27 protein-coding genes are annotated in these 25,774 nt (G+C 42.6%); 7 read left to right on the forward strand and 20 right to left on the reverse strand.

The window, feature by feature from the left end; all coding sequences use genetic code 11:
* Positions 1–336: 336 nt before the first annotated feature.
* The 14 genes from murE to WC715_02510 all read right to left on the reverse strand — a co-directional run bounded on the left by murE (position 337) and on the right by WC715_02510 (position 16,199).
* Positions 337–1,734: a UDP-N-acetylmuramyl-tripeptide synthetase gene (murE, locus tag WC715_02445; protein ID MFA6171294.1), complete on the reverse strand. Its 1,398-nt coding sequence runs from the start codon at positions 1,732–1,734 to the stop codon at positions 337–339.
* A 37-nt stretch (positions 1,735–1,771) separates the two neighbouring features.
* Complete coding sequence (locus WC715_02450) at positions 1,772–2,770, reverse strand: peptidoglycan bridge formation glycyltransferase FemA/FemB family protein (protein ID MFA6171295.1); 999 nt, start codon at positions 2,768–2,770, stop codon at positions 1,772–1,774.
* A gap of 9 nt (positions 2,771–2,779) precedes the next feature.
* The gene (ruvA, locus tag WC715_02455) at positions 2,780–3,349 is read right to left on the reverse strand and encodes a Holliday junction branch migration protein RuvA (GenBank protein MFA6171296.1); all 570 of its coding nucleotides are present in this window, start codon (positions 3,347–3,349) and stop codon (positions 2,780–2,782) included.
* Positions 3,346–4,605 carry a U32 family peptidase gene (locus tag WC715_02460; protein MFA6171297.1) on the reverse strand — a complete coding sequence of 420 codons (1,260 nt, stop codon included), beginning with the start codon at positions 4,603–4,605 and terminating at the stop codon, positions 3,346–3,348. Before WC715_02460 ends, ruvA begins: the two co-directional genes overlap by 4 nt.
* A gap of 144 nt (positions 4,606–4,749) precedes the next feature.
* Entirely contained in the window at positions 4,750–6,174 is a 1,425-nt protein-coding gene (locus WC715_02465) for an aminopeptidase (GenBank protein MFA6171298.1), read from the reverse strand.
* 38 nt (positions 6,175–6,212) lie between these two features.
* Positions 6,213–7,235 carry a serine hydrolase gene (locus WC715_02470; GenBank protein MFA6171299.1) on the reverse strand — a complete coding sequence of 341 codons (1,023 nt, stop codon included), beginning with the start codon at positions 7,233–7,235 and terminating at the stop codon, positions 6,213–6,215.
* 45 nt (positions 7,236–7,280) lie between these two features.
* A complete protein-coding gene (locus WC715_02475) occupies positions 7,281–8,378 on the reverse strand; it encodes an MFS transporter (GenBank protein MFA6171300.1) in 1,098 nt (365 codons plus the stop codon).
* A 48-nt stretch (positions 8,379–8,426) separates the two neighbouring features.
* Positions 8,427–9,356, reverse strand: coding sequence for a M48 family metallopeptidase (locus tag WC715_02480; protein ID MFA6171301.1), 930 nt, complete (start codon positions 9,354–9,356; stop codon positions 8,427–8,429).
* A 308-nt stretch (positions 9,357–9,664) separates the two neighbouring features.
* Positions 9,665–10,216, reverse strand: coding sequence for a LemA family protein (locus WC715_02485; protein ID MFA6171302.1), 552 nt, complete (start codon positions 10,214–10,216; stop codon positions 9,665–9,667).
* A 106-nt stretch (positions 10,217–10,322) separates the two neighbouring features.
* Positions 10,323–11,525 (reverse strand): tRNA 4-thiouridine(8) synthase ThiI, encoded by a 1,203-nt coding sequence (locus WC715_02490; GenBank protein MFA6171303.1) that lies wholly within the window; start codon positions 11,523–11,525, stop codon positions 10,323–10,325.
* A 2-nt stretch (positions 11,526–11,527) separates the two neighbouring features.
* Positions 11,528–11,890: a rhodanese-like domain-containing protein gene (locus tag WC715_02495; GenBank protein MFA6171304.1), complete on the reverse strand. Its 363-nt coding sequence runs from the start codon at positions 11,888–11,890 to the stop codon at positions 11,528–11,530.
* A 54-nt stretch (positions 11,891–11,944) separates the two neighbouring features.
* Positions 11,945–14,878, reverse strand: coding sequence for an isoleucine--tRNA ligase (gene ileS, locus WC715_02500; GenBank protein MFA6171305.1), 2,934 nt, complete (start codon positions 14,876–14,878; stop codon positions 11,945–11,947).
* Between the two features lie 125 nt (positions 14,879–15,003).
* Complete coding sequence (locus tag WC715_02505) at positions 15,004–15,708, reverse strand: CDP-alcohol phosphatidyltransferase family protein (protein MFA6171306.1); 705 nt, start codon at positions 15,706–15,708, stop codon at positions 15,004–15,006.
* A complete protein-coding gene (locus tag WC715_02510) occupies positions 15,699–16,199 on the reverse strand; it encodes a hypothetical protein (protein MFA6171307.1) in 501 nt (166 codons plus the stop codon). The genes WC715_02505 and WC715_02510 overlap by 10 nt, the downstream gene beginning before the upstream one ends.
* Before the next feature lie 375 nt (positions 16,200–16,574).
* Here WC715_02510 and WC715_02515 point away from each other — a divergent pair, with 375 nt between their 5' ends.
* The gene (locus WC715_02515; protein MFA6171308.1) at positions 16,575–17,063 is read left to right on the forward strand and encodes a hypothetical protein; all 489 of its coding nucleotides are present in this window, start codon (positions 16,575–16,577) and stop codon (positions 17,061–17,063) included.
* Between the two features lie 89 nt (positions 17,064–17,152).
* On the opposite strand, the gene WC715_02520 is transcribed toward WC715_02515, so the two are convergent.
* The 6 genes from WC715_02520 to WC715_02545 all read right to left on the reverse strand — a co-directional run bounded on the left by WC715_02520 (position 17,153) and on the right by WC715_02545 (position 19,768).
* Positions 17,153–17,569 carry a pilin gene (locus WC715_02520; GenBank protein ID MFA6171309.1) on the reverse strand — a complete coding sequence of 139 codons (417 nt, stop codon included), beginning with the start codon at positions 17,567–17,569 and terminating at the stop codon, positions 17,153–17,155.
* A gap of 1 nt (position 17,570) precedes the next feature.
* Positions 17,571–17,981 (reverse strand): hypothetical protein, encoded by a 411-nt coding sequence (locus WC715_02525; GenBank protein MFA6171310.1) that lies wholly within the window; start codon positions 17,979–17,981, stop codon positions 17,571–17,573.
* 2 nt (positions 17,982–17,983) lie between these two features.
* On the reverse strand, positions 17,984–18,385 hold the full coding sequence (locus WC715_02530) for a hypothetical protein (protein MFA6171311.1): 402 nt from the start codon (positions 18,383–18,385) through the stop codon (positions 17,984–17,986).
* Positions 18,386–18,394: 9 nt separating this feature from the next.
* Entirely contained in the window at positions 18,395–18,826 is a 432-nt protein-coding gene (locus WC715_02535; protein MFA6171312.1) for a hypothetical protein, read from the reverse strand.
* Positions 18,827–18,920: 94 nt separating this feature from the next.
* Positions 18,921–19,301, reverse strand: coding sequence for a hypothetical protein (locus WC715_02540; protein MFA6171313.1), 381 nt, complete (start codon positions 19,299–19,301; stop codon positions 18,921–18,923).
* An 86-nt stretch (positions 19,302–19,387) separates the two neighbouring features.
* On the reverse strand, positions 19,388–19,768 hold the full coding sequence (locus WC715_02545) for a TrbC/VirB2 family protein (protein ID MFA6171314.1): 381 nt from the start codon (positions 19,766–19,768) through the stop codon (positions 19,388–19,390).
* Positions 19,769–19,930: 162 nt separating this feature from the next.
* Here WC715_02545 and WC715_02550 point away from each other — a divergent pair, with 162 nt between their 5' ends.
* From WC715_02550 to WC715_02575, 6 genes are read left to right on the forward strand one after another with little or no spacing between them, the layout of a single operon-like run.
* Positions 19,931–21,556 (forward strand): hypothetical protein, encoded by a 1,626-nt coding sequence (locus tag WC715_02550; protein MFA6171315.1) that lies wholly within the window; start codon positions 19,931–19,933, stop codon positions 21,554–21,556.
* Positions 21,519–22,835: a hypothetical protein gene (locus WC715_02555; GenBank protein MFA6171316.1), complete on the forward strand. Its 1,317-nt coding sequence runs from the start codon at positions 21,519–21,521 to the stop codon at positions 22,833–22,835. Before WC715_02550 ends, WC715_02555 begins: the two co-directional genes overlap by 38 nt.
* Before the next feature lie 9 nt (positions 22,836–22,844).
* Positions 22,845–23,549 (forward strand): polyprenol monophosphomannose synthase, encoded by a 705-nt coding sequence (locus WC715_02560; protein MFA6171317.1) that lies wholly within the window; start codon positions 22,845–22,847, stop codon positions 23,547–23,549.
* A gap of 17 nt (positions 23,550–23,566) precedes the next feature.
* Positions 23,567–24,295: a glycosyltransferase gene (locus WC715_02565; GenBank protein ID MFA6171318.1), complete on the forward strand. Its 729-nt coding sequence runs from the start codon at positions 23,567–23,569 to the stop codon at positions 24,293–24,295.
* Between the two features lie 19 nt (positions 24,296–24,314).
* Positions 24,315–25,058 carry a class I SAM-dependent methyltransferase gene (locus WC715_02570; GenBank protein ID MFA6171319.1) on the forward strand — a complete coding sequence of 248 codons (744 nt, stop codon included), beginning with the start codon at positions 24,315–24,317 and terminating at the stop codon, positions 25,056–25,058.
* Between the two features lie 46 nt (positions 25,059–25,104).
* Positions 25,105–25,737, forward strand: a complete 633-nt coding sequence (locus WC715_02575) for a class I SAM-dependent methyltransferase (protein ID MFA6171320.1) — start codon at positions 25,105–25,107, stop codon at positions 25,735–25,737.
* The last annotated feature ends 37 nt before the right edge of the window (positions 25,738–25,774 follow it).

Genomic DNA, 25,774 nt, shown 5'->3' on the forward strand with positions numbered 1-25,774 from the left:
TTCCTTCTCCCTGCCGGCGGCAGGATTCAATTCCGTTTTTTTCTGATAGTTCCTTCCCGATACGCGTTTTTCCGCCTCTTTTCAAATATGACGATTAAATTATTTAAAATTTGCGAAAAAACAACCCAAAAATGAGATTCTTTTTAATTAGATTTATATTAACAAAAACTTTTATGAAAGTCAAGACATTATATAGAATATTTAAAAAATATGCAAGTCTTGACAATAATGTTTAAAATGACGCTAATATTAAATATAATTCTATTTAATTTTTAATGCCCAAATCTCTTATCCACAAGGAAAAAATTACCCGCTTTGCAAATCCGCTGTTAGCCGTCAAAGGTTTTTTATTTCCTCCCGCACGACTTGGCGGTCGTCCCACTTAATCTTTTCCCCGTTTTTCGCGCAGATCGCCTGCTCACAGCCCTTGCCCGACACTAATACCAAATCGTCCTCGCCTGCCTCGCGCAAGGCTTTTTTTATTCCCATGCGCCGGTCCAATACTTTAAAAAGATTGGCATTCAGCTTTTTTCCGGATTTTTCCGCCCCTAAAGCCACCTGGTCGATGATCGTTCCCGGATCATCGTCATAAGGATCTTCATTGGTAACAATTACCGTATCGGCGTTTCGGGCGGCGATTTCTCCGAGCATTGGCCGCCGAGCGGCGTCCCGGCCGCCGCCGGCTGATCCTAAAACATGAATAATGCGCTTATGGGGAATTAATTTTATTAATTCATAAAGTTTAATAACCGCTTTGGGTTCAAAGGCATAATCAACAATTACAGTGAAATTCTGCCCTTCATCAATTTTTTCCAGCCGGCCGGGAACGCCGGAAATTTTTTCCAGCCCAATTTTTAATTTTTCCGGACTGATCCCTTCCGAAATTCCGAGCGTCCAGGCGGCTAGCGCGTTAATAGCGTTAAATTTCCCTAATAGCTGCAAATCAATTTTTAGCTTGCCCACCGTAAAGCAAACTCCGTGCCTGTCGGCCGATACCTTTTCGCATTTTATTACGGCCGCCTTTAATTTGGAAGAGTTCGTCTTTTTGTTTCCGAAAGCCTTAAAAATAAATTTTTCCTCGGCCCAAAATTTTAAAAAGTAATCGGCATGCTCGTCGTCGCCGTTCGCGATAATTGTCTTTTTAATCCGCTTCAACTCGATTTTTTTCAGGCTGGAAGGCGTCCGCTCGACTTTCTTCTTCTCGCCGCAGAATTTTGTCTTGCAGTTTTTCAAATGGGCGAACAATTTTCCCTTGGCTTCTTCATATTTTTCGAAACTGCCGTGCGACTCGATATGCTCGGGATACAGACCGGTAAAAATAAGGATGTCATAGTTTATGAAGCGGTGGCGGAATTGGGCGATGCCTTCAGAGGTGGTTTCTACGATCGCGTATTGGCAGCCGTTTTTTACCATATCGCTCAATATCCGCTGGGTAAAAAACCGGCCAACCATAGTCATTTTTTTGTCATTCAGCCATTCTTTTTTTCCGTCGTTAAACATGGCGGTGGAAGTATAGCCGGCTTTATAGCCGGCGGCTTCAAGCACCCTGGAAATAAGATAAACGGAAGTAGTTTTTCCGGTCGTGCCGGTTACGCCGATGACGATTAATTTTTCCGACGGCCAGCCATAAGCCAAAGCCGCCAAAAAACCCAATAAAAAATGATAAGCGGGCTGGAAAAACCGAAAAATCTTTTTAGGAATTATTTTTTTTATTTGCCTTAATATCTGATCCATAATAATTAGCCTGCTTATCCCCTCTCCCAGGCTCTTTTTATGCTAATCTTCTAAGCTTCCTAAAAATAATATAGCAATTATACCAGGCTTTATCAAAAATCAGGTCAAAAGTTCCCGGATAACTAACTTCCTTTCCGCCAAACCCCTTTTTAAACCGCGTTACTCCGGGCCACTTTTTTTCATCAATCCCGTAAAAGTCATAATATTTATATCCTAGATTTTTTGCCAGCTTAATCAAATGCCATTGGAGCAAATACGGTGCCATGACGTTCCGATATTCGTCAGACGAAGCGCCGTGCATATAGGTAACCGTATCTCCGAAGAAGCCGATTAAGTTAACGGAAATAATCTTGCCTTGATATTCCGCCGCGAACATTTTTACGGCCATTTCATTTTTTTTCAAACCCGCGCCGCCGCATCCGGCGCATTCGAGCATTTTCGAATAATAATTTCTGCCATGCAGACGAAAACCGTCCCTATCCCTGGTTTCGTTCATTAATTTCCAAAAATCTTCAAAATTTTCCATTCCCAGCTCTTTCACTTTCACCCCCTTTTTTTCCGCCAGCCGGATGTTATAACGGGTCTTTTGGTGCATTTCGCCCAGCATATTTTCTTCGCTTTTCGACAAGTCGAGAATCAAAGTTTTTGAAGGCTGGACGTCAATTGTCCTTAAAACCGGCACCCCCAGGCCTTCCGCTTTTAAATTGCCGCTGGGCTCAAAACGTAAAAAAATTGCCTTTTCTTTTTCAGCAATTTTTTTTATTTCATGAAAAAGCAGTCCATCCGCTTCCTTATTGCCGCAAGACACCGGTCCGCGGGGGCAGTAGAAATAACTTTTTCCCAAAAACAATTTTTTTTTAATGAAGGTCGCGCAGGCGGCCGCGCCTTTATCGTTTTCCGCGCTAAGCCTGATTACTTTGGAACCAGCCTCTTTTTGGAATTCTCCCCACTCCCAAGACTCCAAAAACTCGGCCGGACAATTTCCGGCAATAAAACAGTTCCATGCTTTTTGTTCGGCAATATTTGAAATTTTCATCTTTTAATATCATTTACCCAGCTTTTTTAAAGCCTGGCGGATGCGCTCGCCCGATTCTTTTATCCCGGTATCCACTTGCTTCAAGGCTTCGCGCGCCTGGCCTAGACTATAGCCTAAAGCCAGTAATGCATCAATCTCGTCCGCTTTGGCGCCGGCTTCTTGTTTATTGCCCGCAGGCAGATAGGCAATTTTATCGCGCAATTCCAAGACTATCCGTTCAGCGGTTTTTTTTCCGATGCCGGAAACTTTAGTCAAAAGATGCGGGTCGCCGTGGCAAATTGATTCTTTTACTTCTTCGGGGGAAGCGATGGAAATAACGCCCAGGGCCGATTTAGGGCCGACGCCGGAGATGGAAAGGAGAAGTTCGAAAAACTCCACTTCGCCGAAAGTTTTAAAGCCGTATAAATCCAGGCAGTCTTCCCGGACATGCTCGTGGATATAAAATTCCATCAATCCGCCATTTTTCATTTCCGCGTATATCGGCGGGCTTACATGAATTTTGTAGCCGACATCGTTTACCTCCAGGATAACAAACCCTTGCCCTTTGGCTAAAATTTTTCCTTTTAAGTATGAAATCATATTTTCCGCCTTATAACGCTATATTGAGGAATGCTGTTTTCGCACTTTATGACAATTACCTTATCACTGCCCCCGTGGGCTTCGTCAATCAATTTGCCGCTTTCCGCTTCCCGCATTTTTTCAATTCTTATTTTCATTATATCATAAATCGGGCCTACAATTTCAATCTCTTCGCCAGTACGCAAGGTATTATGGACTTTTACATAAACATCGTATTTATGCCCGCTTTTTATCCATTTTTCCACCTGCCCGCAAAACTCCCAGCAACAATCCTCCTTAGAGGTTTTAAGGTTTTGCGCCAGCTTCCCTTCGTCAAACATAAACCCGGTTGTAAATCCGCGATTATATATTTTTTCCTCTAGCTCGCGATGCAGGCTAGCGGCCAGCTTTTTGTCCGGCAGGTTTTCCAAAGCTTTTTTATAAGCGCCGACAACAGCCGCGATATAGTATGCGCTTTTCGTCCGGCCTTCTATTTTAAATGAGCTTACACCCGCCTTAACTAAATCATCCAGATAATTTATCAGGCATAAATCTTTTGAATTCAAAATATACGAATAACCATTTTCTTCTATAAGATCAAAACTTTTATCGCTCGCGTTAGGAGTGATGGTTTTTTGCATACTCCCATCCCCAATATCTTCTACCGCATACGGCCAGCGGCATGGCTGGGCGCAGTCGCCCAGGTTGGCCGAACGGCCGGACAAATATTTCGACAAAAAACACCGGCCTGAATAGGCCATGCACATCGCGCCATGGACAAAGCATTCCAGCTTTAGTTTCGGAACAGCCCTTTTTATCTTTTTTATGTCTTCCAGGCTGGCTTCCCTCCCTAAAATCACCCGGCTTACGCCTTGCCCAAACCAAAATTTAGCCGCCTCGCTATTAATGCAGTTAGCTTGGGTGGATAGATGGATAACAGCGCCGGGCCAAATTTTTTTTACTACGGCCAAAATGCCCGGATCGGAAATTATCAGGGCGTCAACATTAATTTTCTTTAACTCACGGACGTATGAAGGCAATTTTTTGAAATGCGCTTCATAGGCGAAAATATTTAAGGTCACGTAAATCTTCCTGTCCATCTTTTGCGCGTACGCCGCGGCCTGAAGGATTGACTTTATATCAAAATCGTTAATCCGCGCCCGCAAAGAAAAATCCGGGATGCCTAAATAAACGGCGTCCGCTCCGAACGCGAACGCCGTTTTCATTTTTTCCAAATTCCCAGCCGGAGCGATTAATTCTAATTTACCGTTTTTCATTTTTTCAAAAAAGAGTGAAATTTATTTCTTTTTCGAAGCGAGGACTGTTTGAGGCGCCCTTTCCCAGACAGCGCTTCGCTGGCTGGGAAATGGTAGCCGAGTTCCACAGCGAGAAAAAGAAAAAATTTCACTCTTTTTATTGCTTTATGCTTCTAAAAATGCCTTATAAGCCAAGTACGAGCAATATAAATCGCCTTTGGAAGAGATCTCTAGCGGCGCGTGCATGTTAAAAAGCGGAATGCCCATATCCACAACCTCCATATTCCGGTTAGCCAAAAATTTGGCGATCGTTCCGCCGCCGCCGGTATCGACTTTCCCGATTCCGCCGCCGATTTGGTAGACGATATTTTTATTTTTCCTGAAAATCGCCCGGAGCTCCTGGATGAATTTGGCTGAAGCCTCGGAGGTCGAATACTTGCCGCCGGCGCCAGTATATTTTTCAATAACCACGCCGGATCCCAGCCTTTGGGCATTTCTTAAATCAAAAACGTCTTTGTAATCGGGATCAACCGCGGCCGTCACGTCGGCGGACACTGCCTGGCTTTCTGAAAAAATATTATAGATTTCCTCCATACTGGTCTTTTTTTCCGCCAGCCGCGAAATTTCTAAAACAAAAGATTCAAAGGCATACGACCTAGCGCCGGTATTTCCTTCCGACCCAATCTCCTCGCGCTCGGTCCAAACCATTATCTGGGTCTGGCCGGCCGGGCCGGAATCTAGCATGGACTGGAAAATGCCGTAGGAGCAGGAGCGGTCATCCTGGCCAAAGCCGGAGACCATCGACCGGTCAAAGCCCAAATCGCGGGCTTTTTCCGCAGGAACGACCTGAAGCTCGGCGCTGGTTAAATCTTCTTCAATGATTCCGTATTCGCTGTATAAATGCTCTAAAATCGCCAGTTTCACTTTTTCTTTTATCTTCTCGTCCTTAACCGGCAAACTGCCAATTACCAAATTCAAATCCTCCCCCCGCACTTCCCGGTTTTTTGGCGCTGTTCCCGGTCCGCCGGCCCGGTCCAGGTGGGGCAAAAGGTCGGTAATCATAAACACCGGATCACTTTCCTTCTCGCCAATCACGATTTCCACGTCTTTCCCGTTTTCCAAATGCACGACGCCGTGCAAAGCCAGGGCGATAGTCGGCCACTGATATTTTTTTATTCCGCCGTAGTAATGAGTCTTTAAAAAGGCCACGTTTTCATCTTCGTACAGCGGAGTAATTTTCAAATCAAGGTGCGGAGCGTCAACATGGGACATTAACATTCTCAAACCGCCGGCTAAAGGTTTTTTTCCTATCCGGGCCAAAAATAGATTCCGGCCGCGGTTAACGGCGTACACCTTATCCCCGGTCTTAAGGCTCTTCATTTCCTTGATATCGCGAAACCCGGCGGCTTTGGCCGCCTTAATTCCATAAACGACCGCCTCCCGCTCGGTTTTCACCTGGCTTAAAAATTTCTTATAGCCTTCGGCGAAGGAGAATGCTTCCTTTTTTACTTTTTCATCCCAAACATTCCAAGCATTCCGGCGCTCCAGTTTTAATTGTTCTTCAATTTTCTTATAATCTTTTTTTGCCATATTTTTATGATTTATCCCTTCACGAAAAAACGCGGAGCTTACTTGGTGACTTCGTCATAAACGATATCTGAAATCTTGCCTATTAAGCCTTCAAGAGTTTTAAAATCCTGCCCCCTGGTCATAACGCAAAGAAGGTAATTATGCTTAGGGAAATATATAATGCCGCAATCGTGAAGCTGGGCGGCCTCTTCTTCTCCGGTTATTATTTTCCTTTCGCCAAACTTATGGGCTACAAGAACCCCGGCCGGCAATCCGCTCCGAATTCCGTTGCCGAATTTTGTTCTGGAAAGGACTTCCAGCGCCTTTTCGGACATTTCCCGTTCGAGATAGGATGAATTATACAAAGTCCTGAAAAAATAAGCATACTCTCTTACGGTCATAAAATTTTCGGGCTCCGCATCCCTCGGTACCGCCACTCCCAAATCTTTATATACCTTTATCAGGAAATTTTTGTCAATATTCTTTAAAAGCAGGTCGGCGCAGTTATTATCGGAATATACTATCATGTTTTCTATCAATTCATCAGCTGTATATTCCTCTCCTTCCTTTAGCTCTACTTCAGGCTTTATGTCCTGGGGCACTCCATTTTCAAGTTTCTTATATTTGATTTTCTTCTTCAGCGCTTCCGGGTTATCTTCAGCCTTTTTATAGTAGGCAATCATAATCGGCACCTTCAACAGGCTGGCCGGAGAAAACTTCGCTTCAATGTTATAACCGAACCAGGGTCCGTTATTTAAATCCCGGTAATACACCGAGGCTTCTTTTACTTTGTTTACCTCAACGGTATGCTTTATAGCTTCCTCAATATCCCTCACCGGTTTTTTAAAGTTGGCGGAGAATAGTTCCTCGCCGTATTCACATTCTAAAAGAGGGTTAATAAACTTATAGCCGCTCTCGCGCATCTCAAATTTTGAAATTTCGACGGCACCTTTCCTAAGCACCTGCCTAAGCGTCCAGCCCGCTCCAAGCCCAATAAAAAATAATGCCAAGGCGATGATGGCTAGATTTCTTCTGACTGAAATAATTTTTACTATTTTTTCTTTGAAGTTTTCTAAAAACATAAAAAAGAGCTTATTAACATATCTTGTTAATATTATATATGAAAATCAAATAAACAAAAAGCCCAATAAGGCGGCGGCGGCCATTAAGAAACTATAATTAATTTTTAGGGCTATGGCAAGGGCGAGAGAGTAGGTGATGACCCGGCCTAAATTTACGGCAATTTCCCGAAAAAACACGAATTCATCGATATTTTCGGTTTTCGCCAAACCATAATATATAGTTCCCAAAGGAATGTTAATCAATATGAGAAAGAAGCCGGCAACTACCGAAAGCATGTAATAAAAAGCTATCTCAGCGTGAAAAAATCGCAACAGCCAAATCACTATCATAACAGAAGCGCCGATTTTCATAATCTTTTCTTTCCGATAGCTGTCGGCAAATCGGCCGACCAGAAGGGTAAAGAACACCGCGCCGACTCCGGCAAAAGCCCCGATAGTTCCGACCGAGATAATATTGGCAAAAGTTAAATAAACGAATATAGGGAGGATTACGCCCTCGACCTCCGCCACCCCGGAGCTGACAACCATAAGGCCAAAAAATTTTTTGTATTTTTTAAACATCTCAAAAATGACTGACGGATGGAACCGAACGCTGGATTGCCAATTCTTCAGGTAGTAGAAGGGAATAAGAGTGAATAAATGAAGTATGCCCGCGGCTAGGAACAAATAATTAAACCCAAAAGAAGCGGTAATAAACGCGCCGGCCAAAGGAGCGACCACGCTCCCCATCTGCGGAAATGCCCCCATTCTTCCCACTTCTTTTCCAAGTTTTTTCCGGCTGGAATTCTGGGCGAAAATTACGTGGAAGGGAAACCAGTAAAATCCTACCTGAACGGCATTAATGATCGCGACAGCGTAAAGTAAAAAACTATACTGGGGAAGAAAGAAAAGCAAAGCCAGCTGGAGATATTTGAAAGGCAGCCGGATTATTAAGCACTCTTTTAATCCATAGCGGTTAGCAACCTGTCCGGCGATAAAAAAAGCGCCAACAAACCCGGCGCAAAGGATTATGAAATAGATAAATATTTCCGCCAGCGTGAAACCCAAAGATAAAAAATAAATAGGAACGAATATTCCTATTAAGACCGAAGCAAACCAATCAATTGAATGCATGGCGTAAAGCGCCCGCAATTGTTTATTCATATCCGGTTCCTTTAACCTATTAGCTTTCCCTGGTAATCATGCCGCGAGCTACACGCTCATCCCCCGTAGCGCCGCGACTCTCTCACCAATCGGCGGATGGGTGGAAAATAATTTTACCCAAAGGCTCGCTCTTTGGGTCCCATCCGAAGCTATATCAGCTTTAAACGGGGAAACAATATAGAGGTGGGCCGTAGCCCGGTTGGCGACTTCTAAGGGCTCGCGGTCGTAAGCGATTTTTTCCAAAGCCCGGGCCAAGCCTTCCGGGTAGCGGGTCAATAAAGCGCCGTCCGCGTCAGCCTTAAATTCGCGCTTTCGGGAAATAGCCATTTGCATTAGCATGGCAAAAATTGGCGCAAGGATTGAAAGCACAATCGCTACGATCATAATAATTAACCCGAGCTGGCCGCCTTCTGAATTATTACTTCTTCTCCTTCCGCCGCCCCAAAAAGTCCAATGTCTGAACCAATCGGCTAAAAGCACCACCATCCCGACCATGACGGTTACGAGCGTCGCGATTAAAATATCCCGGTTGCCGACGTGCGAGAGTTCGTGGGCAATTACGCCTTCCAATTCCGCTTTTTCGAGCTTTTGGAGGATGCCGGTGGTAACGGCGACAACCGCGTGCTTGGGGTCGCGCCCGGTAGCAAACGCGTTTGGCGCCGTATCTTCAATAATATAAATTTTCGGCACTGGTAGACCGGCCGTGATGCAGAGGTTTTCCACGATATGATAAAGCTGGGGGTTGTCTTCGTGTTTTACTTCCCGGGCCTGGCTCATAGCTAAGACGATTTTATCGGAAAACCAGTAGCTTATGAACGAAGAAACAACGCTAAAAGCTACGGCAATATAGAGAATCGCCGAATTGTCCATGGCTTGGGAAAATACATAACCGATTATCATGATAAACGCGAAAAACAGGGTCATCAAAACCCAGGTTTTTCTCCGGTTGGAATCCGCTTGCGTATAAAGAGTAGACATGAAAATTTTAGTATTATTTTTTTATGCAACAAAAACAAAAACACAAAACGTCATATATTCGGCCGATATTCTTTTCATTATTTTTACATGAATTGCGGATAATTTCATATCCGAATATATGGCTTGGTACGCTTGCCTCCCTGCTTTCACCACCCGCCGCCACACATTCTCTATTCCAAATAAGCGGCATGCTTTCCTCTTCCCTAATAATTTTTATTCTACCGCTACCGATGCTAAATACAAAAAATACGGTTATAAGAAAAAAGACAATAAACAAGCCGAAAAACCATGTTTTTCGTTTCATAGAATTAAAACTTTACCTTCACTTCCGCCTTTTCTTCTTCATTCGCCGCGAAAAATTCTCTTGGCTTAAAGCCGAGCATATTGCCAATCATGTTAGTCGGGAAAACTTGAAGTTTAGTGTTGAAGTCGCGGACATTGCCGTTATAGAACCTCCGGGCGGCCATAATTTTATCTTCGGTGTCGGTAAGCTCGCGCTGTAATTCCAAAAAATTCTGGTTTGCCTTTAAATCCGGATAAGCTTCGGCTAAAGCAAAGATGGATTTTAAAGTCTGCGATAGCGCGTTCTCGGCTTTAGCTTTTTCTTCAGCTGATCCGGCGCTCATTGCCGAGTTGCGCGCCTTTATCACATTGTCCAAAGTTTCCCGCTCGTGTTTAGCATAGCCTTTTACGGTTTCCACTAAATTCGGAATGAGGTCGTGCCGTCTTTTTAGTTGGACGTCAATATCCGACCAGGCTTCGTCTACCCGAAGTTTCAGGCGGATTAATCCGTTATAAAGGGCGATAAGCGCTATGATTATAACCGCGATTACGCCTAAGACGATATAAGTTGGAGTCATACTTTGATCAGTTCTTTAGAACTTATTAATTATTAATTTAATATCTTTAAAATATTCTTCTTTAAGCGAACCGTCCGCGTGATCCAGTGACTTCCCATTTCCTTCATTATTTTATCTTAAAACTTACATCCACTTTTTCTCCTCGGGCCTTTGTCGCGTAATATCCAGTTAGAATCCCGGCTGTTTTAAGGACGTCTTGCTCGTCCTTAACTTCTTCCAGTTTTAGTTTTTTCAATTCCAGCTTTTCAGGAATAGCTAATTTTAGCTCTTTATTATCAATTTTCCAGTCTCCTTCCATATTCCGAATTAAAGTCGTCGGCCCGTTCAGTTCCTTTAATTTTATCACAATATCCCCAGTTTTTGCTAATTTCTCCAGCTCATTATTTTCCTTTTCATTCCGGCCGACAATCGCCATTATCCAATGAAAATTTATGTCCGCTTGCACTTTAATATCTTTAAAATTTTTTCCTACGAGCGACTTCAAAGCCTTGTTTAAGGACAATGTAACTTTTGGCGTTTTTAAACTGGGGTTATTCTGCTCCGACCTGAACCAAAACACTCTCCCGTTTTTCAAAAGTTCCACGTCATCGGTTTTGCAGGCCGGGCAGTGGGTAACAATGTCTAAAATTTTCTTCGCTCCTTCCGGGTCGGTTAAAAGACAGCCGCCGGCCGGAGAGGGATAATCTTTTATCCCATATTTTTCGGCGAGCTTCATCTGCGCCTCCCTTGACCGCCCTTTTATATCTAAAAGCCTCTCCCGTTTCGCGAGTCCCTTTTTTTCAATTTCAGTTTCCGGTAATAGCTTTGCGGATAACGGCCGAAGCACTTCTATCCCGGCTAACTTTTTAACTTTTTCCAATGCCTCTTTGTTTTGAGAAAAAGGCCGCTGGCCTAAAACTTCTCCGGTGGCGATAAAATCAAAAATCGCTTCGCTCTTTTCTACTTTTCCCATTCCAGCCAAGGTGTTAGGATTGACCAGCGCCGGATCATTTTTTATTTCCGTCTTTAAATATTTTGCCGCTTCTTTAATCATCAATGAATGGCAGTCAATGCAAGGGTTCATGTTTTTCCCGTAGCCGCAACTCGGACATTTTACTAATTCTAAGATCTTTTCCGAGATATCTTCTTCAATTAACGGTACGCCGATTTGGCCGGCCGACTTCCTCGCCCGCTCGCAATTAAAAAAATTACTGGAAAAGCAAATGCCAGTAACCGAAATCCCCTGATCTTTTAAAACTTCGCAGGCGAGCATTGAGTCCAGCCCGCCGGATAACAAAACCAGGGCTTTTATTTTTTTATTATTGGCCATATTTAACTAAAATATTTTTTAACCAAATCCTCGTTATCGCAAACTTCTAAATTCTTATTTTTTCCGAGAGAATAACAGCCCAAAATTCCCGAACCCAGATTGTAGGCTTCCCCGGACTTTTCTTTTGATGCCATCCTCGCGGCTATCAGGCTTCTTGCCCCGCTCCGGCAAATAAAAACTACCTTTTTCTCCCAGTCTATTTCGTCCATCCTTACGCTAATTTCATCCAAAGGTATGAGCTTTGATCCCTTAATATGGATTATTTCATACTCATCGGGGCTCCTGACGTCAATAATCTCAAGCTTTTCCTTATTATCGTCGAGCAAATGGCATAATTCTCGAGCTTTAATCTCTTTTATTGCCATACAAAATAAATAGACGCCTGGGCTTAACGAATATTTCATTAAACTTGCCTTTATTTATTTTTTCTTAATTCCGAGCCAGGCCTTCCCATCTTCTATCTTCACAGTTTTCTCGGCGTCAACGCCGTCTTTTTTTCCTTCAGCCATTTGGCTGGCCAAAGTTTCTTTTATTATAGAGTCCTTATATTTTTCAATCGCTTTTTTTGCTTCCTTATCCTCGGTTTCATAATATATTTCAATCGTATCTTTAATCGTTAACCCTGCGTCTTTCCGCATACCATTAATCAGACGAACAATCTCCCGCTTTATGCCTTCTTGTTTTAATTCGGGTGTCAAAGCCGTATCGAGCTCAACTTCCATATTACCCTGGCCTTCATATACTGCCACTTCTTTCACATTCACCTCATCTTTTATTAATCCAATATACTCATCATCAATTTCTACTTTGGCGTTTACCACTTCTAATTTCGCCAAAGGCTGCCGGACTTTTATTCCGGCCTCATCGCGTTTGGCTAAAGCCAGTTCAACGACATTTCTCGCTACCTGCATTTTTTCAATTATTTTCTCATCAACTTTTCCCGCCTTGGGCCACGCTTCCAAATGCACGCTCCTGTTTTCATCGGAAAAATTATTACCCGCTACCCTCTGCCAAATTTCTTCGGCTATAAACGGCGTAAACGGTGCCATTACTTTTGAAAGTTGAATCAAAACGTATCGCGTCACTTCCAGAGCCGAGTTTTTGTCGTCCAGATCATCAGCCTTAAACCGATCTCTTGACCGCCTAATATACCAAGTTGATAAATCATCGATAAAATCGGCAATCGGCCGGGTCGCCTGGGGCAAATTATAGCTTTCCATGGCCTTGGTTGCTTCGGCTATAAGCTGGTTTAACCGAGCCGCTATCCATTGGTCTAAAATATTTTTACTCTTCGGCTCTTTATTTCCCGCGTCCATTTTTTCCTCTCCGGCAAACATCTCATAAAACTTATAGACATTCCAAACCAGCATATCCACTTTTCTCAAAGCGTCCGACACGCCCTTTTCGGAAAAATTCAGGTTTTCAGCCAGCATCACCGGTGAGGTTAATAAATAATACCTCAAAGCGTCCGCCCCGTACTTTTCAAAAATCAAGCTCGGGTCCGGGTAATTTTGCAAACGCTTGGACATCTTTTTACCGTCTTCGGCTAATACTATGCCGTTAACAATGACGTTCTTAAAAGCCGGCTTGTTTTTAATCGCCGTGGCAATGACGTGCAAATAATAAAACCAGGCGCGGGTTTGATCTACGCCTTCAGCAATAAACTGGGCCGGAAAATTGGCTTCGAACTTTTCTTTATTTTCAAACGGGTAGTGCTCCTGGGCGTAAGGCATAGAGCCCGAATCAAACCAGGTATCTAAAACGTCCGGAATTCTTTTCATTGTTCCCGCGCATTTTTCGCAGGAAAAAGTTATCCCGTCGACTATGTGCTTATGGATATCGATAATCTTTTGACCGCTTAATTTTTCCAGTTCGCTGATTGATCCGATAACTTTTAACTCCTCGCATTTTTCGCATCGCCAAATTGGTATAACTGAAGCCCAGAATCTTTGCCTCGAAATTGACCAGTCGCGCGCGCCGGCTAACCAGTTGCCGAAGCGGCCTTCCTTAATATGCTCGGGCGACCAATTAATTTTTTCCGCGTGCTTTAGGGCTTTGTCCTTAACTGCCGTTACTTTTACAAACCAGGAAGTCGTCGCGTAATTTATTAAAGGTGTTTCGCACCTCCAGCAATGCGGGTAGCTATGTTCAAATTTTTCTTTAGAAAAAAGCAAATCTTTCTTTGCCAGATATTTTATAATCTCCACGTCAGTGGCCTGCGGATTTTCAATCGGTTTTACGTTCATCCCGGCAAACTCACCGGCCTCTTTCTTGATGCTCCCGTCCATTTTTACATGCTGAATGAATGGCAATTTTTTCTCTTTGCCCAGATTCATGTCGTCTTCGCCAAAAGCCGGCGCTATGTGCACCACTCCGGTCCCGTCTTCGGTTGTAACAAAATCGCCGGAATATATTTTCCATCCGTTTCCCCGATTTTCCAATTTATCATTTTTGGAATAATAGTCAAAGAGAGGTTTGTATTTTTTTCCAACCAATCCCTTGCCGTTAATCTCCCCTACAATCTCAAATTCTTTTCCCTCCAAAACTTTTTCTACCCGTTCTTTAGCCAAAACTAAATACTCGCCGGCCAATTTAATTTTTACATACACAATATCTTCCCCCACCGCCAAAGCCGCGTTGCCGATTAAGGTCCAGGGCGTTGTAGTCCAAGCTAGAACATAAGTCCCGGGCTCATCTTCTAATTCAAACTTAACTGTCGCCGACAAATCTTTGATCATCTTGTAGCCCTCGGCCACTTCCTGTTGCGATAAAGTCGTCTCGCAGCGCGGGCAAATATGCATGGAGCGGTAATCTTCGTAAACCAATCCTTTATCCCACAGCTCTTTAAAAACCCACCAAACCGATTCCATGAAAGATAAATCCATGGTCTTGTAAGGATTTTCCATGTCAGCCCAGCGCCCTAAGCGGGGAATTACTTTTTTCCATTCATCCACGTATTCTAAAACTTTTGACCGGCATCTTTCGTTAAACTCGGCCACGCCCATATCCTCAATATCTTTTTTACTCTTTGAGCCCATTTCCTTCTCAACGATATTTTCGATCGGCAGGCCGTGGCAATCCCAGCCCCATCTTCTTTCCACCCGGTAGCCTTGCATAGTGAAGTAGCGCGGCACGGCGTCTTTCATAACCGAAGCGACGATATGGCCGTAATGCGGAGTGCCGGTCGCAAACGGCGGTCCGTCATAAAAAACATAATCGCCCTTGGGTTTAGCGCCCGCCGGATTTTCCACTGACTTCTCGAAAATTTTTGATTTATTCCAAAACGCCAAAACTTCCTCTTCCATCTTAGGAAAAGGGTTGCCCGACTGTTTTGGTTTTTCCTCTTTTGCCATAATTATTATTTAAGTGAGCTCATTGCTATAATCCTATATTATTGAAAATTTAGCTAATTGTCAAAGAAAAAAGGCCAGTCCCGCGGGATGGCCTTTGAAAAAACTCTTCACAGCCGATTGCCGGTCTAAACCAGGATAGACCGGACAAAGGTGTACGCTTGATGAAATCTCTTCGGCATTATCCGCCAGTTGCTTTTCAGGTAGCAGACCAGCGCAGCCAAAGAAAAAATCATCAAAACTGAATAGGAGAAGTTAGGGTTGGCCGCGAACCACGAACCCGCGGACTGAAGGAGCAAAAACGGCCAGGGAAAATCCGGAAACTCGGCGACAATCAGGAGGGAAAATATCCCTATCTGAATTACTCTCCGAATTTTTCCCATTATATGATGGCTGGCGATATAGCGGCCGCATCCCAACGCCCAGATGCTAATCTCCGCCAGGATCATGACAATTATCTGCCAATACAGGAAGAAGCCGAAGGCAATAATTATCCCATACTGGCAAATCGAAACACCAGCAGTCAAGTTATCCCGAATCGGGTCGGCCGCCTTTCCCACTCGGGATTTTTGCCCGGTCCACTTTGCGACGAGCCCGTCGGCGACGTCAGTAATACTCTCGAAGATGACAAGCCAGAGGGTAATTATTGAGCACTGAAGCCCAGAATCCGCGACCAGAGCAAAGCGGACAACAGCCGACACCATGCCGGTGAAAGTTATGAGGTTCGGCCAGGTCAGCCAGCGGTCAAGATATTCCGGTTTACCCTCTGGGTCAGTAGCCAGCCACCAGACCAAAAATGACCAAACCTTTTTCGGGGCTTTCGTTAGCTGCATGGCTTCCTCCCAATCTTTTCACGGTTAAATTGTCCTCTGTCCAGGTCGTACTTTATAATGCCCCTGGGACAATTTGTCGACGCATCCAAGATTGTGTACTGAAACACCCTTGGATGTTCAGGGTCAAAGTTAACGAAGCTGCTAAGCTCCTCTTTTGCCCCCAGTCTGCAGACTTCAAAAATTTCCGGACTGGAGTCGCGCTTAGCGAAGATGCCATACGAGGTAATAATCACTACCTCGCCATTAACTCCAGGAAAAAAGTCGAGAAGGCATCCGAACTTAGTATAACTGATAAAGAAAATCTCTTTTCCGGTGATGCGGATTTCTGTTCCGACGGATCGGCGCTGGCCATCCTGATACTCAATAATCGGGATAACTTTTGAAGGCTTGCCACCGTAACTGTATTCGATGGGGTCCCCGAAAGCTATGAGCGCTTTGCCGTCCTGGCAGAAGACAAAAGCAGGAAAGGATAAAAAAATGGTGAGTAGCAAACAACATAAAAATACTCTTCTCTTCATGATCTCTCCCCCTCGAGTGATACGTGAAGCTGTTTAATATAAAAAGAGCGGCACAATACCGCTTATTTTACGAATTTTAGCGTATGCGCTTGCTTATAAAATAATATATTTTGAGAATTTTCACAACAGTTGACTTTTATATTAAAATATGCTATATTAAAATGTTTCCTGGCCATATATTTTGTCGGGAGGATAATTTTTTATCAAAAACAGGCAGAAAATTCGATCTTTTAAAATATCTAAGAATCACACGGGTTAAGCGGCTTTAGTGAAGGCCATTCTATCCGTGTAATTCTTTAGGCATTCCATTTTTTTCACCCATTCAGAAAAGGAAAGAAAATGAAAAATGTGTTGGCAATTTTGGCTATTGTCTGCCTCTGTACCGCTTGTGGCGGAGTAAGAGAGGCTCGTCTGAATCTAACATCAAATGGAGCGACCTTTGAGGAGGTAAATTATTCTCTTTTGGCTCCTCCGCTCGATCCCGAGTCAATGGCTAGGGCCTATCAGATTAAGAAGGAGGCGGATATGATGGAAAAACATTCTGCTCTTTCGACTGGCCAGGAAGGCGGTTGGGGCCCGGCCAACTATGGCCTGGTATTCAACCGAATGTCATCCCTTAGGACCGCCAAGGTCTTCAGGAACGGCGGGAGGGAGCCGGTGGCCGTTTTTGTTCTTGACGGCGGTGGAAAGGAATACGCCAATCTCCCCTTCGGGTGGTATTATGTTCGCTGGGAAGATGGGCGGGAGGCCAAAGCCGGCGAAAAGTTTCATGTAACCCCTCTCAAGAAGGTAAAATTTGAGGGGGAAGAATACGGCTGGGTTCAGTACATCCAATAAAAGCCCTTTTCTTGGGCCATACCCTCTGTATTCAAAAAGGACATCACGCGTGATGTCCTTTTTTCTTTGAGAACAATTTTTTAATTTAACTATCCTCCACTAGGGTTTCCTACACCTCCGCTCCAGGGAAGATAATAGAAAACAAAATAGGTAATTACGTATGCGGCGACTATTATTACCAGTCCGATTACCGCATGGCGGATTTGGTCTAGGGCCTCCTGGGTTTTCTTCTCGTCACCCCGGGCGTTTAAATATTTGAAGCCGGCTAAAACGATCAAAATAACGAATATCAAGCCTAAAATCGCGTAAAACCCGGTTAAGATCGCCGCGATTACCGAACCTATGCTTACTGTCCCGCCGGTTTCATATCCTCCGTAAGTAGCAGTATTTTGGGCGAAATTTTTTATATCTCCGCTTAAATTGCTATTAAGAAAGGACGCGGCGAGGCAGGAGGACGGAAAAAATATGAGGCAGGCGAATAAAATTTTTAACAGAAAATTTTTCATTTTATTTAATCAAGTAGCTGGATATAAAATACCAGATCGCGTAAGCGCCAACGATAATGCATAATCCGATTATTGCCTGGCGGATTGTCGCCAGCGACTTTTTTATCCTCTCTTCTTCGCCATGGGCGACCAAATAATTATAGCCGCCGTAGATAACATATACCAAAAATAATATTCCAAGGAGGGAAAGAAAGGCTTTGATGGCGGCGCCAAAAATTTGTTTTAGCGAATCGCTGGTAACCGCGGCATAACCCGCGTTAGTCGCCACTATCTTCATTTTATTGGTCAGGACATTTTTCGTACTTTCCGTTTCAGCAAAAGACGCGCTGGGGAAAATGAGCAAAAAGTTGAACAAGAAAAAAGCAAAAAGAATAACCCCCGCGAAAAACTTTTTATTCTTGAATATTTTCATAGCTATTCGAGTAAAAATCCCAAAGCGGTGGTCGCGAAATTAGCCAAAGCGTACGCCCCGACCGCGATAATCAGTCCGATAACCGCGTTCCTCATTATATCCTGGGCCTTTTTTACCTTTTCGTCGTTTCCCATCGCCTGCATCCATTCCAAGCCGCCGTAAATTATGAGGCAAAGGAATATTATCCCTAAAGCGACGATCATGAGATTAACCGCTTTGCCGATATATTTGAATAAAGCGTCTTTATCGGTATCTTCTTTGAATCCCGCGCCGGTATTGAATTTTTTTAAATTGGCGTCAAAAGCATCATTAATTCCGGCCGCTTCAAGGCGAGGGGCGCTCGCGAGTAAAACCGCGGAAAAACAAATTGATAAAATAAAAATGGATAGTAATAAATATTTCATTTGATATATTTACTTCGCGATAAGAATATTACCGATAAACTTCGTTAAAGCGTAGGCGCCGAGGACGATAATAAGGCCAATCATGGCGTCGTTTAGCATAGACATAGCTTTTTTTGATTCTTCGGCATTGCCCCGAGCCATCATCCAGGCGGCCCCGGCGTACATCATTAGCCCTAAAAATATAATCCCTAAAAAAGTCAGGGCGACCCCGACATACTTGCCGGCCGCGGTATATATGTTAAAGCTTGACTGGGAGGAAGAATAACCCGTTCCAAAAGCATTGTCGGCGGTGGTATTTAGGCCGGTCATAGCATTACTCGCATAAGTGTCAGCAGAGGCTTTTTCCGCCCCCAGCCAAAAAGACTGAATCGGGGAAAAAAGGAAAAATACGAAAACCAGAGCCGGTAAAGCTGATTTAGATATGGAGAGGTTAAATTTCATAGTCAAAAAATTTTGGCTAAAGACTGCTTTAGGCACGAACTAATCATGCGCAAAGCAGTCGGCCCCTTTAAAAAAGCTAAAGAGGCCGTTTTACCTAGGTAACGTTCCAAATCGTTTGAATAACCCAGTAAGTAATTCCCCAGGCCGCTAAAATAATAACCAAGCCGATTATTCCGGCCTGAATTAATTTTCGCGCTTCGGCGACTTTATCGTCGTTCCCTTGGGCGGTCATCCATTTGAATCCGCCGATCAAGATAATAATAACGGCGATAATCCCTAAGAATCCCAAGGCCACCTGGACTAGATTAACAATGATATCTTTCGGACCGGTGTTGCCCAGACCAATTTGTTCGCCAGTATTTAACCCAAAAAGAGTATTAGCTTCTGTCGCTGCTAAGGCCGGCATAGCCGCTAAAGAAAGAACCGGTAGCATTAAAAATACAATCATCAATAGTTTTACTAAATTTTTTTTCATAATTCACCCCCTTCCTTGATAAAGAGAAGATAATAGGAATCTCTTTGTTAATAAATTAATAAATTTAACCTTTAACATGAACGTCATTATGTAAGAACTTCGGTGTTTAAGGTGGTAATTACCCAGGAAGTAATTCCGTAAGCCGCTAAAATTATTACCAGGCCGATAATGCCGTTAACTATATATTTTCTTCCGGTCGTAACTTTTTCATCATTGCCGCCAGCCGTCATCCAATAAAACCCGCCGACTATGATGATTATTACCGCTATCAGCCCAAGAAACCCCAAGGCCACCTGGATAACATTAACGATCAGGTTCTTCGGGTTGGTGTTTTGAAGTCCAAGGTTCCCGGCGTATTCAAGGCCGAAATTAGTTGTCGTCGCCGCGGCCGGCCCGACCGGCAACAAGGTGACGGCCAGAAGCATCACAAAAAGGGCGATGCTTATTTTCTTAGTCCATTTGCTCATAATTTTTAGCTCTTTTTAGAGTATATAAATAATATTTAAGCCGCTTATGTTCGGTTTTAGTTTCCTTTGGTAAATTTTACCATTCCCTCTTCTATATTGCAATGCGCCCATCTATGCTACAATAAAAATTAATTCCGGCTCTCGCTTATTCGTTAAAATTTCATGCCGTCAGCCTCAAAAAAAATAAGCCAGCTATTTTCCTTTAAAAATGTTTTCTGGGCGCTTTTTTATATCTTTCTTTTCTGCCTTCTTCTTAACAATTCTTTTTCCTACCTTGACCCTGATTTGGGATGGCACTTAAAAGTCGGTAAAGATATCATCCGCGACGGGCACGTCCCGCATCTCAACTATTACAATTATACCCTAGAAGGAAAAACTTGGGTAGACCATGAATGGCTATTAAACGTAGCGGCTTATTGGATTTATCATAATTTATCTAATATTGGCTTAAATTTATTCTTTGCCCTTTTAGCAGTCTTAACCTTATTTATCGTCCATAGATCGATAAAAGACGAAGCGGGCGACCAATCAGGCTATGTCCTCCTGACCGTTCTTTTTTTAACTATGGGAGTAATCGCCATGTCCCCCCACCTTGGCGTCCGGATGCAGGAGATCGGGATTTTGTGCTTGGCGCTTTTATATTCCATACTTTCCAATTTTGAGAAGAAAAGGAATTATCGGATATTATTTTGGCTAATCCCTTTATTTTATTTCTGGGCTTCCTCTCACGCCAGCTTTTTGATAGGGCTTTTCCTTCTAGTATTCTGGCTGGGAATAAAAATTTTTGAAAAATTTTTGGCAGCCTATTTTAAGGATTCGAAGGCGGTTGTCCCGTTCGAGCTTGGATCGCCTTTAACCAAAAATCAAATTTTTATTTTTTCGGGAATAATAGTTCTAAACGCTTTGGCGACTATGGTTACCGCCTACGGCCTCGAACTTTATGAATTTTTAAAAGGCTATAGCGATACTTTTTACATGACCCATATTACCGAATGGCTTCCTTCCTGGTATTTGCCTTTGGCCTATTGGCAAATTGTTTTTTTATCTTTTTCCTTAGCCGGCATTATCTTATTTTTTATCGACAAAAATAACCGGAAAAAGAAAATCAGCCTTTGGGAGCTTTCCCTTCTTGTTTTTTTCATGATCCTTTCCTTTAAATCCAAAAGGCATTTCCCAATATTTTTTATCAGCGCCTTTCCTTTGGTTATAAAAAATTACGGCAAAATTTTCGATTTAAACGGGAAGGACGACTTTTTTAATTTCAGTTCAAAGATTGCCCGCCCCTTCTTAATATTTACTTTTATCCTCATCTGCCTAAGCCTTCTTTTAAGGACCAACTTTACCTTGGACCCTTTTAAAAAATTCTCCGGCGACTATCCTTACGCGGCGGTCAATTTTCTAAAAAGCCATCCCCAGTACGACAGCCTGAATATTTTTAATGACTATGCCTGGGGCGGATATTTAATCTGGGCCTATCCCCAAAGAAAAATATTCATCGACGGCCGCCTGCCCCAATACCCCGTTAACGGCCATAGTTTTTTGGAGGAGGATTTGAAATTCTACTCGAAAAAGAACCTTCCCGGGATGCTTGACCAATATAATATCCGGCTGGTTTTGATCCGTCCGAAGGAAAATGAATATAAATTTAATTATTGGGAAAAGAAATTTTTTTCCATCAAAGAAGATGGCGAAGGCGGAAAAAATGAGCTCTTGGAGTTTCTAAAAAGTTCAAAAAACTGGAAGCAAATTTATGATGACAGCGTGGCGGCGATTTTTGTCAGGCAATAAATATCCTTTGATAGCCTGCGGAATATTTAGCGAAATTACTTATTTATTTTTTTATTTTGTCTGGCCGCTAAAGGAACGGGTGGGAGAAAAAACCTTGGTAACTGCCAATGAATTTTTTTTTCATTACGCGATTTTACTGCTTCCTTTAAGCCTCTTGGTGTACATTTTTTCCTGGCTACAGATAGAAAAGGTCCAGCCGCCCGTAAAAATAATTTTTTTCTTCTTTTTCCTCTTTAATATAACTCTCTTGTTCGTGCCGCCCATCACCTCTAATGACATTTATTCTTATATTTATCAGGCGAGGGTTTTTTCCGTCCACCATGCCAATCCCTATTTGGCCAGTTACAGCCAATTTAAAATGGACGATTTTTACCCCGTAATAAACAACCGCTGGTCATCCCATCTTTCTCCCTACGGCCCGCTATTTATTTATTTGACCGGCCTTCTAACGATAATCTTTAAACACAGCCTTCTTCTGACTTTACTATCCTTCAAAATTTTCTTTGTCGCCGCCAACGCCCTTACTTTTTGGCTTATGCATAAAATTTTTAAAGACAAAACCGCCCTGCTCCTTTACGGCTGGAACCCTTTAATCCTTTTTGAAATTTCGCTAAACGGCCATAACGATATTATAATAATCTTCCTCCTCATGGCGGCCTTAGCGGCTTTTCATTTATCCCGGACAAAACATTTTCTTTCCTGGGCGGCGATATTACTTTCCTTTTTTGTTAAAATCACCAGCCTTATATTTTCTCCCTTTATTTTATTAGGGCTTTTGTCCCGCGTTAAAGGGGCTAAAAAAAGAATTTTCTTTTTCCTTTTAATCGGCGCTTTTTCCTTATTTATAATGTTTCTTTTTTACTTTCCTTTCTGGGAAGGAGAAATGATCCTTATCCACCCTTTCTATCGGATTTCCCAATTTGAATCTATTCTTTTAGTTTCTCCGTTAATCTCCATGTTCAGCACATTGGGATTCTGCGGCACTTCTGCGGCCATAACCTTAAGCCGGATAATATTTATCGCCGCCTACTTAATATTAATAATTAAATTCGCCCTCACTAAAGAAAAAAGCCTGGAAAAAATTATAGGCTATTCCCTAATTACCTTCCTCTTTTTCTTACTGACTTTCTTTAACTGGCTCATGCCCTGGTATTTTACGATTTTAATTTTCTTCGCCGCCGCGTATGCTCCATATAGCCGGAAAAATAGCTTTGCCGGCGGCGTTCTGATTATGATCACCACCTTTATCGGAATAAGCTATTATTTATTTTTAAGATAGCCGGCCAACATGCCTATATTTATCATTATTCCCACCTATAACGAAAAGGATAATATTTCACAATTAATCCCCTTGCTTTTTCAGTTGATCGAAGACGCAAATATTTTAGTAGTTGATGATAATTCTCCGGACGGGACCGGCCGCCTAGTAAAAAACCTGGCCTCGCGCTATCCGCAAGTCTCTTTACTTCACCGCGAAAAAAAACAAGGTCTGGGCAGGGCTTATCTCGCGGGCTTTAAGAACATTCTTTCGAATCACCCTGAAGCCCGAAAAATCATCATGATGGACGCGGATTTTTCCCATGATCCGAAATTCTTGCCGGCTATGATTAAGGAAAGCAAAAAATACGATGTGGTTATAGGCTCAAGATATATTCCGGGCGGCGGAGTGGAAGGCTGGGAGCCTTGGAGGAGGTTCCTAAGCTGTTCCGGCAATATTTATTGCCGCCTGATTTGCCGACTGCCCATCCGCGATTTTACCGCCGGATTTTATGTCATTAACGCAAAAAAATTAGGGCAAATCGACCTTAGCAAAATCAGTTCGTCAGGCTATGCTTTCCAGATTGAATTGAAATACGAGCTTTATAAAGCCAGCGCCAGTTTTAGAGAATTTCCCATTATATTTAAAAACCGGGTGAGCGGCGAGTCAAAAATATCCTGCCATATAATTCGGGAGGGATTGTTTGCTCCCTGGAGAGCAATTTTAAGGAAATAGCATTTCGGGCTAAAAATATGAAAGTTGAATTCTGCTTGCCAATATATAATGAAGAAAAGATTTTAAAAGAAAATATTAATCGTTTACTGCGATTTTGCCATAGTAAAAAATTTGATTTTGACTGGAAAATTGTAATCTTAAATAACGGATCCAGCGATAAATCGGAGGAAATCTGCAGGGATTTAGTTTCTCCCAGGATTAAAATTGTCAATGAGCTAGCGAAAGGAAAAGGGAAGGCAATTAAAAATTACTGGAATAAAACCAGCGCGGATATCGTTTTATATATGGACATTGATTTGGCCGTCTCGCTGGACAATATTATTGATTTGGTTTTACCCGTCATTAACAAAGAAAGCGACCTGGTTATCGGTTCAAGACTGCTCCGTGAATCAAAAATCGAACGCTCGCTCATCCGTGAATGCAGTTCTCAAACATACAATCTCCTTTCGCGTTTAACATGCAAACATAAATTTTCCGATTTACAGTGCGGTTTCAAGGCGATACGGAGCGATATTTTTAAAAAAATCTATCCTTTTATGGAGGATGAAAAATGGTTTTTTGATACCGAACTGATTATCTTTGCTAACGTTTTGGGATATAGGATAAAAGAGATTCCCGTGGAGTGGTCGGAAAACCGCTACGATAATAGAAAGAGTAAGATAAACCTGGCAAGGGATACATTTAAATTCGTAATCAACCTCATCAAGTTAAAGAAGCGAATCAGACAGCTGAAAAAAAATAACTAAGTTTTCATAGAACAAATTTATGGATCTAAAGGATTATATTCCTCTAAAAGGCAGTGACAGTAATTTTTGGTACCGGGCGAAGCTGAATCTTATCTCCTTTCTTTTAAGAAATATCGACAATAAATCCGGAAATGCAAAAATTCTTGATCTTGGCTGCGGGACTGGATTCGAGATCGATGAACTTCTTCGTTTCGGCGATGTTTCTGCCCTGGATATAAGTAAAGAAGCCCTGGATCGGATAGAAGCCCGTCCCGGCTTAACCCTTTTATGCGCCGACATAGAAAAACATTGCCTGGAAAAAGACAAGTATGACTGCGTGTGTTGCTTCGATCTATTGGAACACTTAAAAGAAGATGGGCAGGCGCTGAAAAATATTTTTAATTCTTTAAAAAAGGGCGGTTTTCTCGTTTTTACGGTTCCGGCTTTTCCCTCCCTCTATAGCTCTCATGATCTCGCCCTGGGACATTACCGGCGTTATAGCCGAAAAGAAATACGCGGCAAAGTTAAAGCGGCTGGTTTTACTATAAATAAGACTGGATACTGGAATTTTATATTTTTTATTTTTGAAGCGGCGGTTAGAATACTAAAAAATTTATTTCTTGTAAGGCTATTAGGGAAAAAGAAATTCAATTCCGACATGGCTAGCTACCCGAAGGTTATTAACTCCTTCCTTTTTTCAATTTTAAACCTTGAAGTTGTTCTTATACGGAATAAATTTACCTTTCCTTTTGGATTAACTATTTACGGCATAGCTAAAAAATAATAATGCGGCCCGTAGGCGGATGATTGTATAAAAATAAGGTGCCAATATGAGCGCTACAAATAGAAATATAAAAAAATATTATTCGCGTATAGAAGATTATGACTGGACAAAAGCCGCGGATAAATTTATAGGCCCGGAAACTTTTTTCCATCGCTTCCGCGAAAAAGAAATCGTGCGGCTATTAAAAAAATATGGCAAACGAGGCTTTCTTGACCTAGGTTGCGGCACCGGCCTAATTTTACGCCATCTTCCTTCTGGGTCAGTCGGCGTTGACATAAATCCGCGCAATCTGGAAAAAACCAAAAAATACGCCCCTCGGGCAAAATTAGTTCTCCATGATATCGAAGAAAGGCTGCCTTTTGATAACGAAGAATTCAACACGGTAATTTGCTGTGAAACGCTTGAGCATCTTTTATTCCCTGAAAAAGTTCTGGACGAAATTAGCAGGATTTTAAGTAAAGACGGGGTTTTAGTTGGTTCGGTACCGGGCAAATCAATCCTATGGAAGCTAAGGAAAATTTCTTTTTCCAGCAAATACTTCGCTGAAGAGCCTTACCACAAGCATAGAAATAAAAAAGAGGTTGAGGATCTTTTATCTCCCTGCTTTCGATTAATATCGTTCTATTCAAAGCCATTTCGAATGAATTGGTATTTTGTTGCAAAAAGGATTAATAATTAACTGCCTTGAGTTTTGAATAAATAACTGCTAATATTAA

The sequence above is a fragment of the Patescibacteria group bacterium genome (assembly GCA_041661505.1).
Taxonomy (GTDB): Bacteria; Patescibacteriota; Patescibacteriia; order Patescibacteriales; family JBAZCA01; genus JBAZCA01.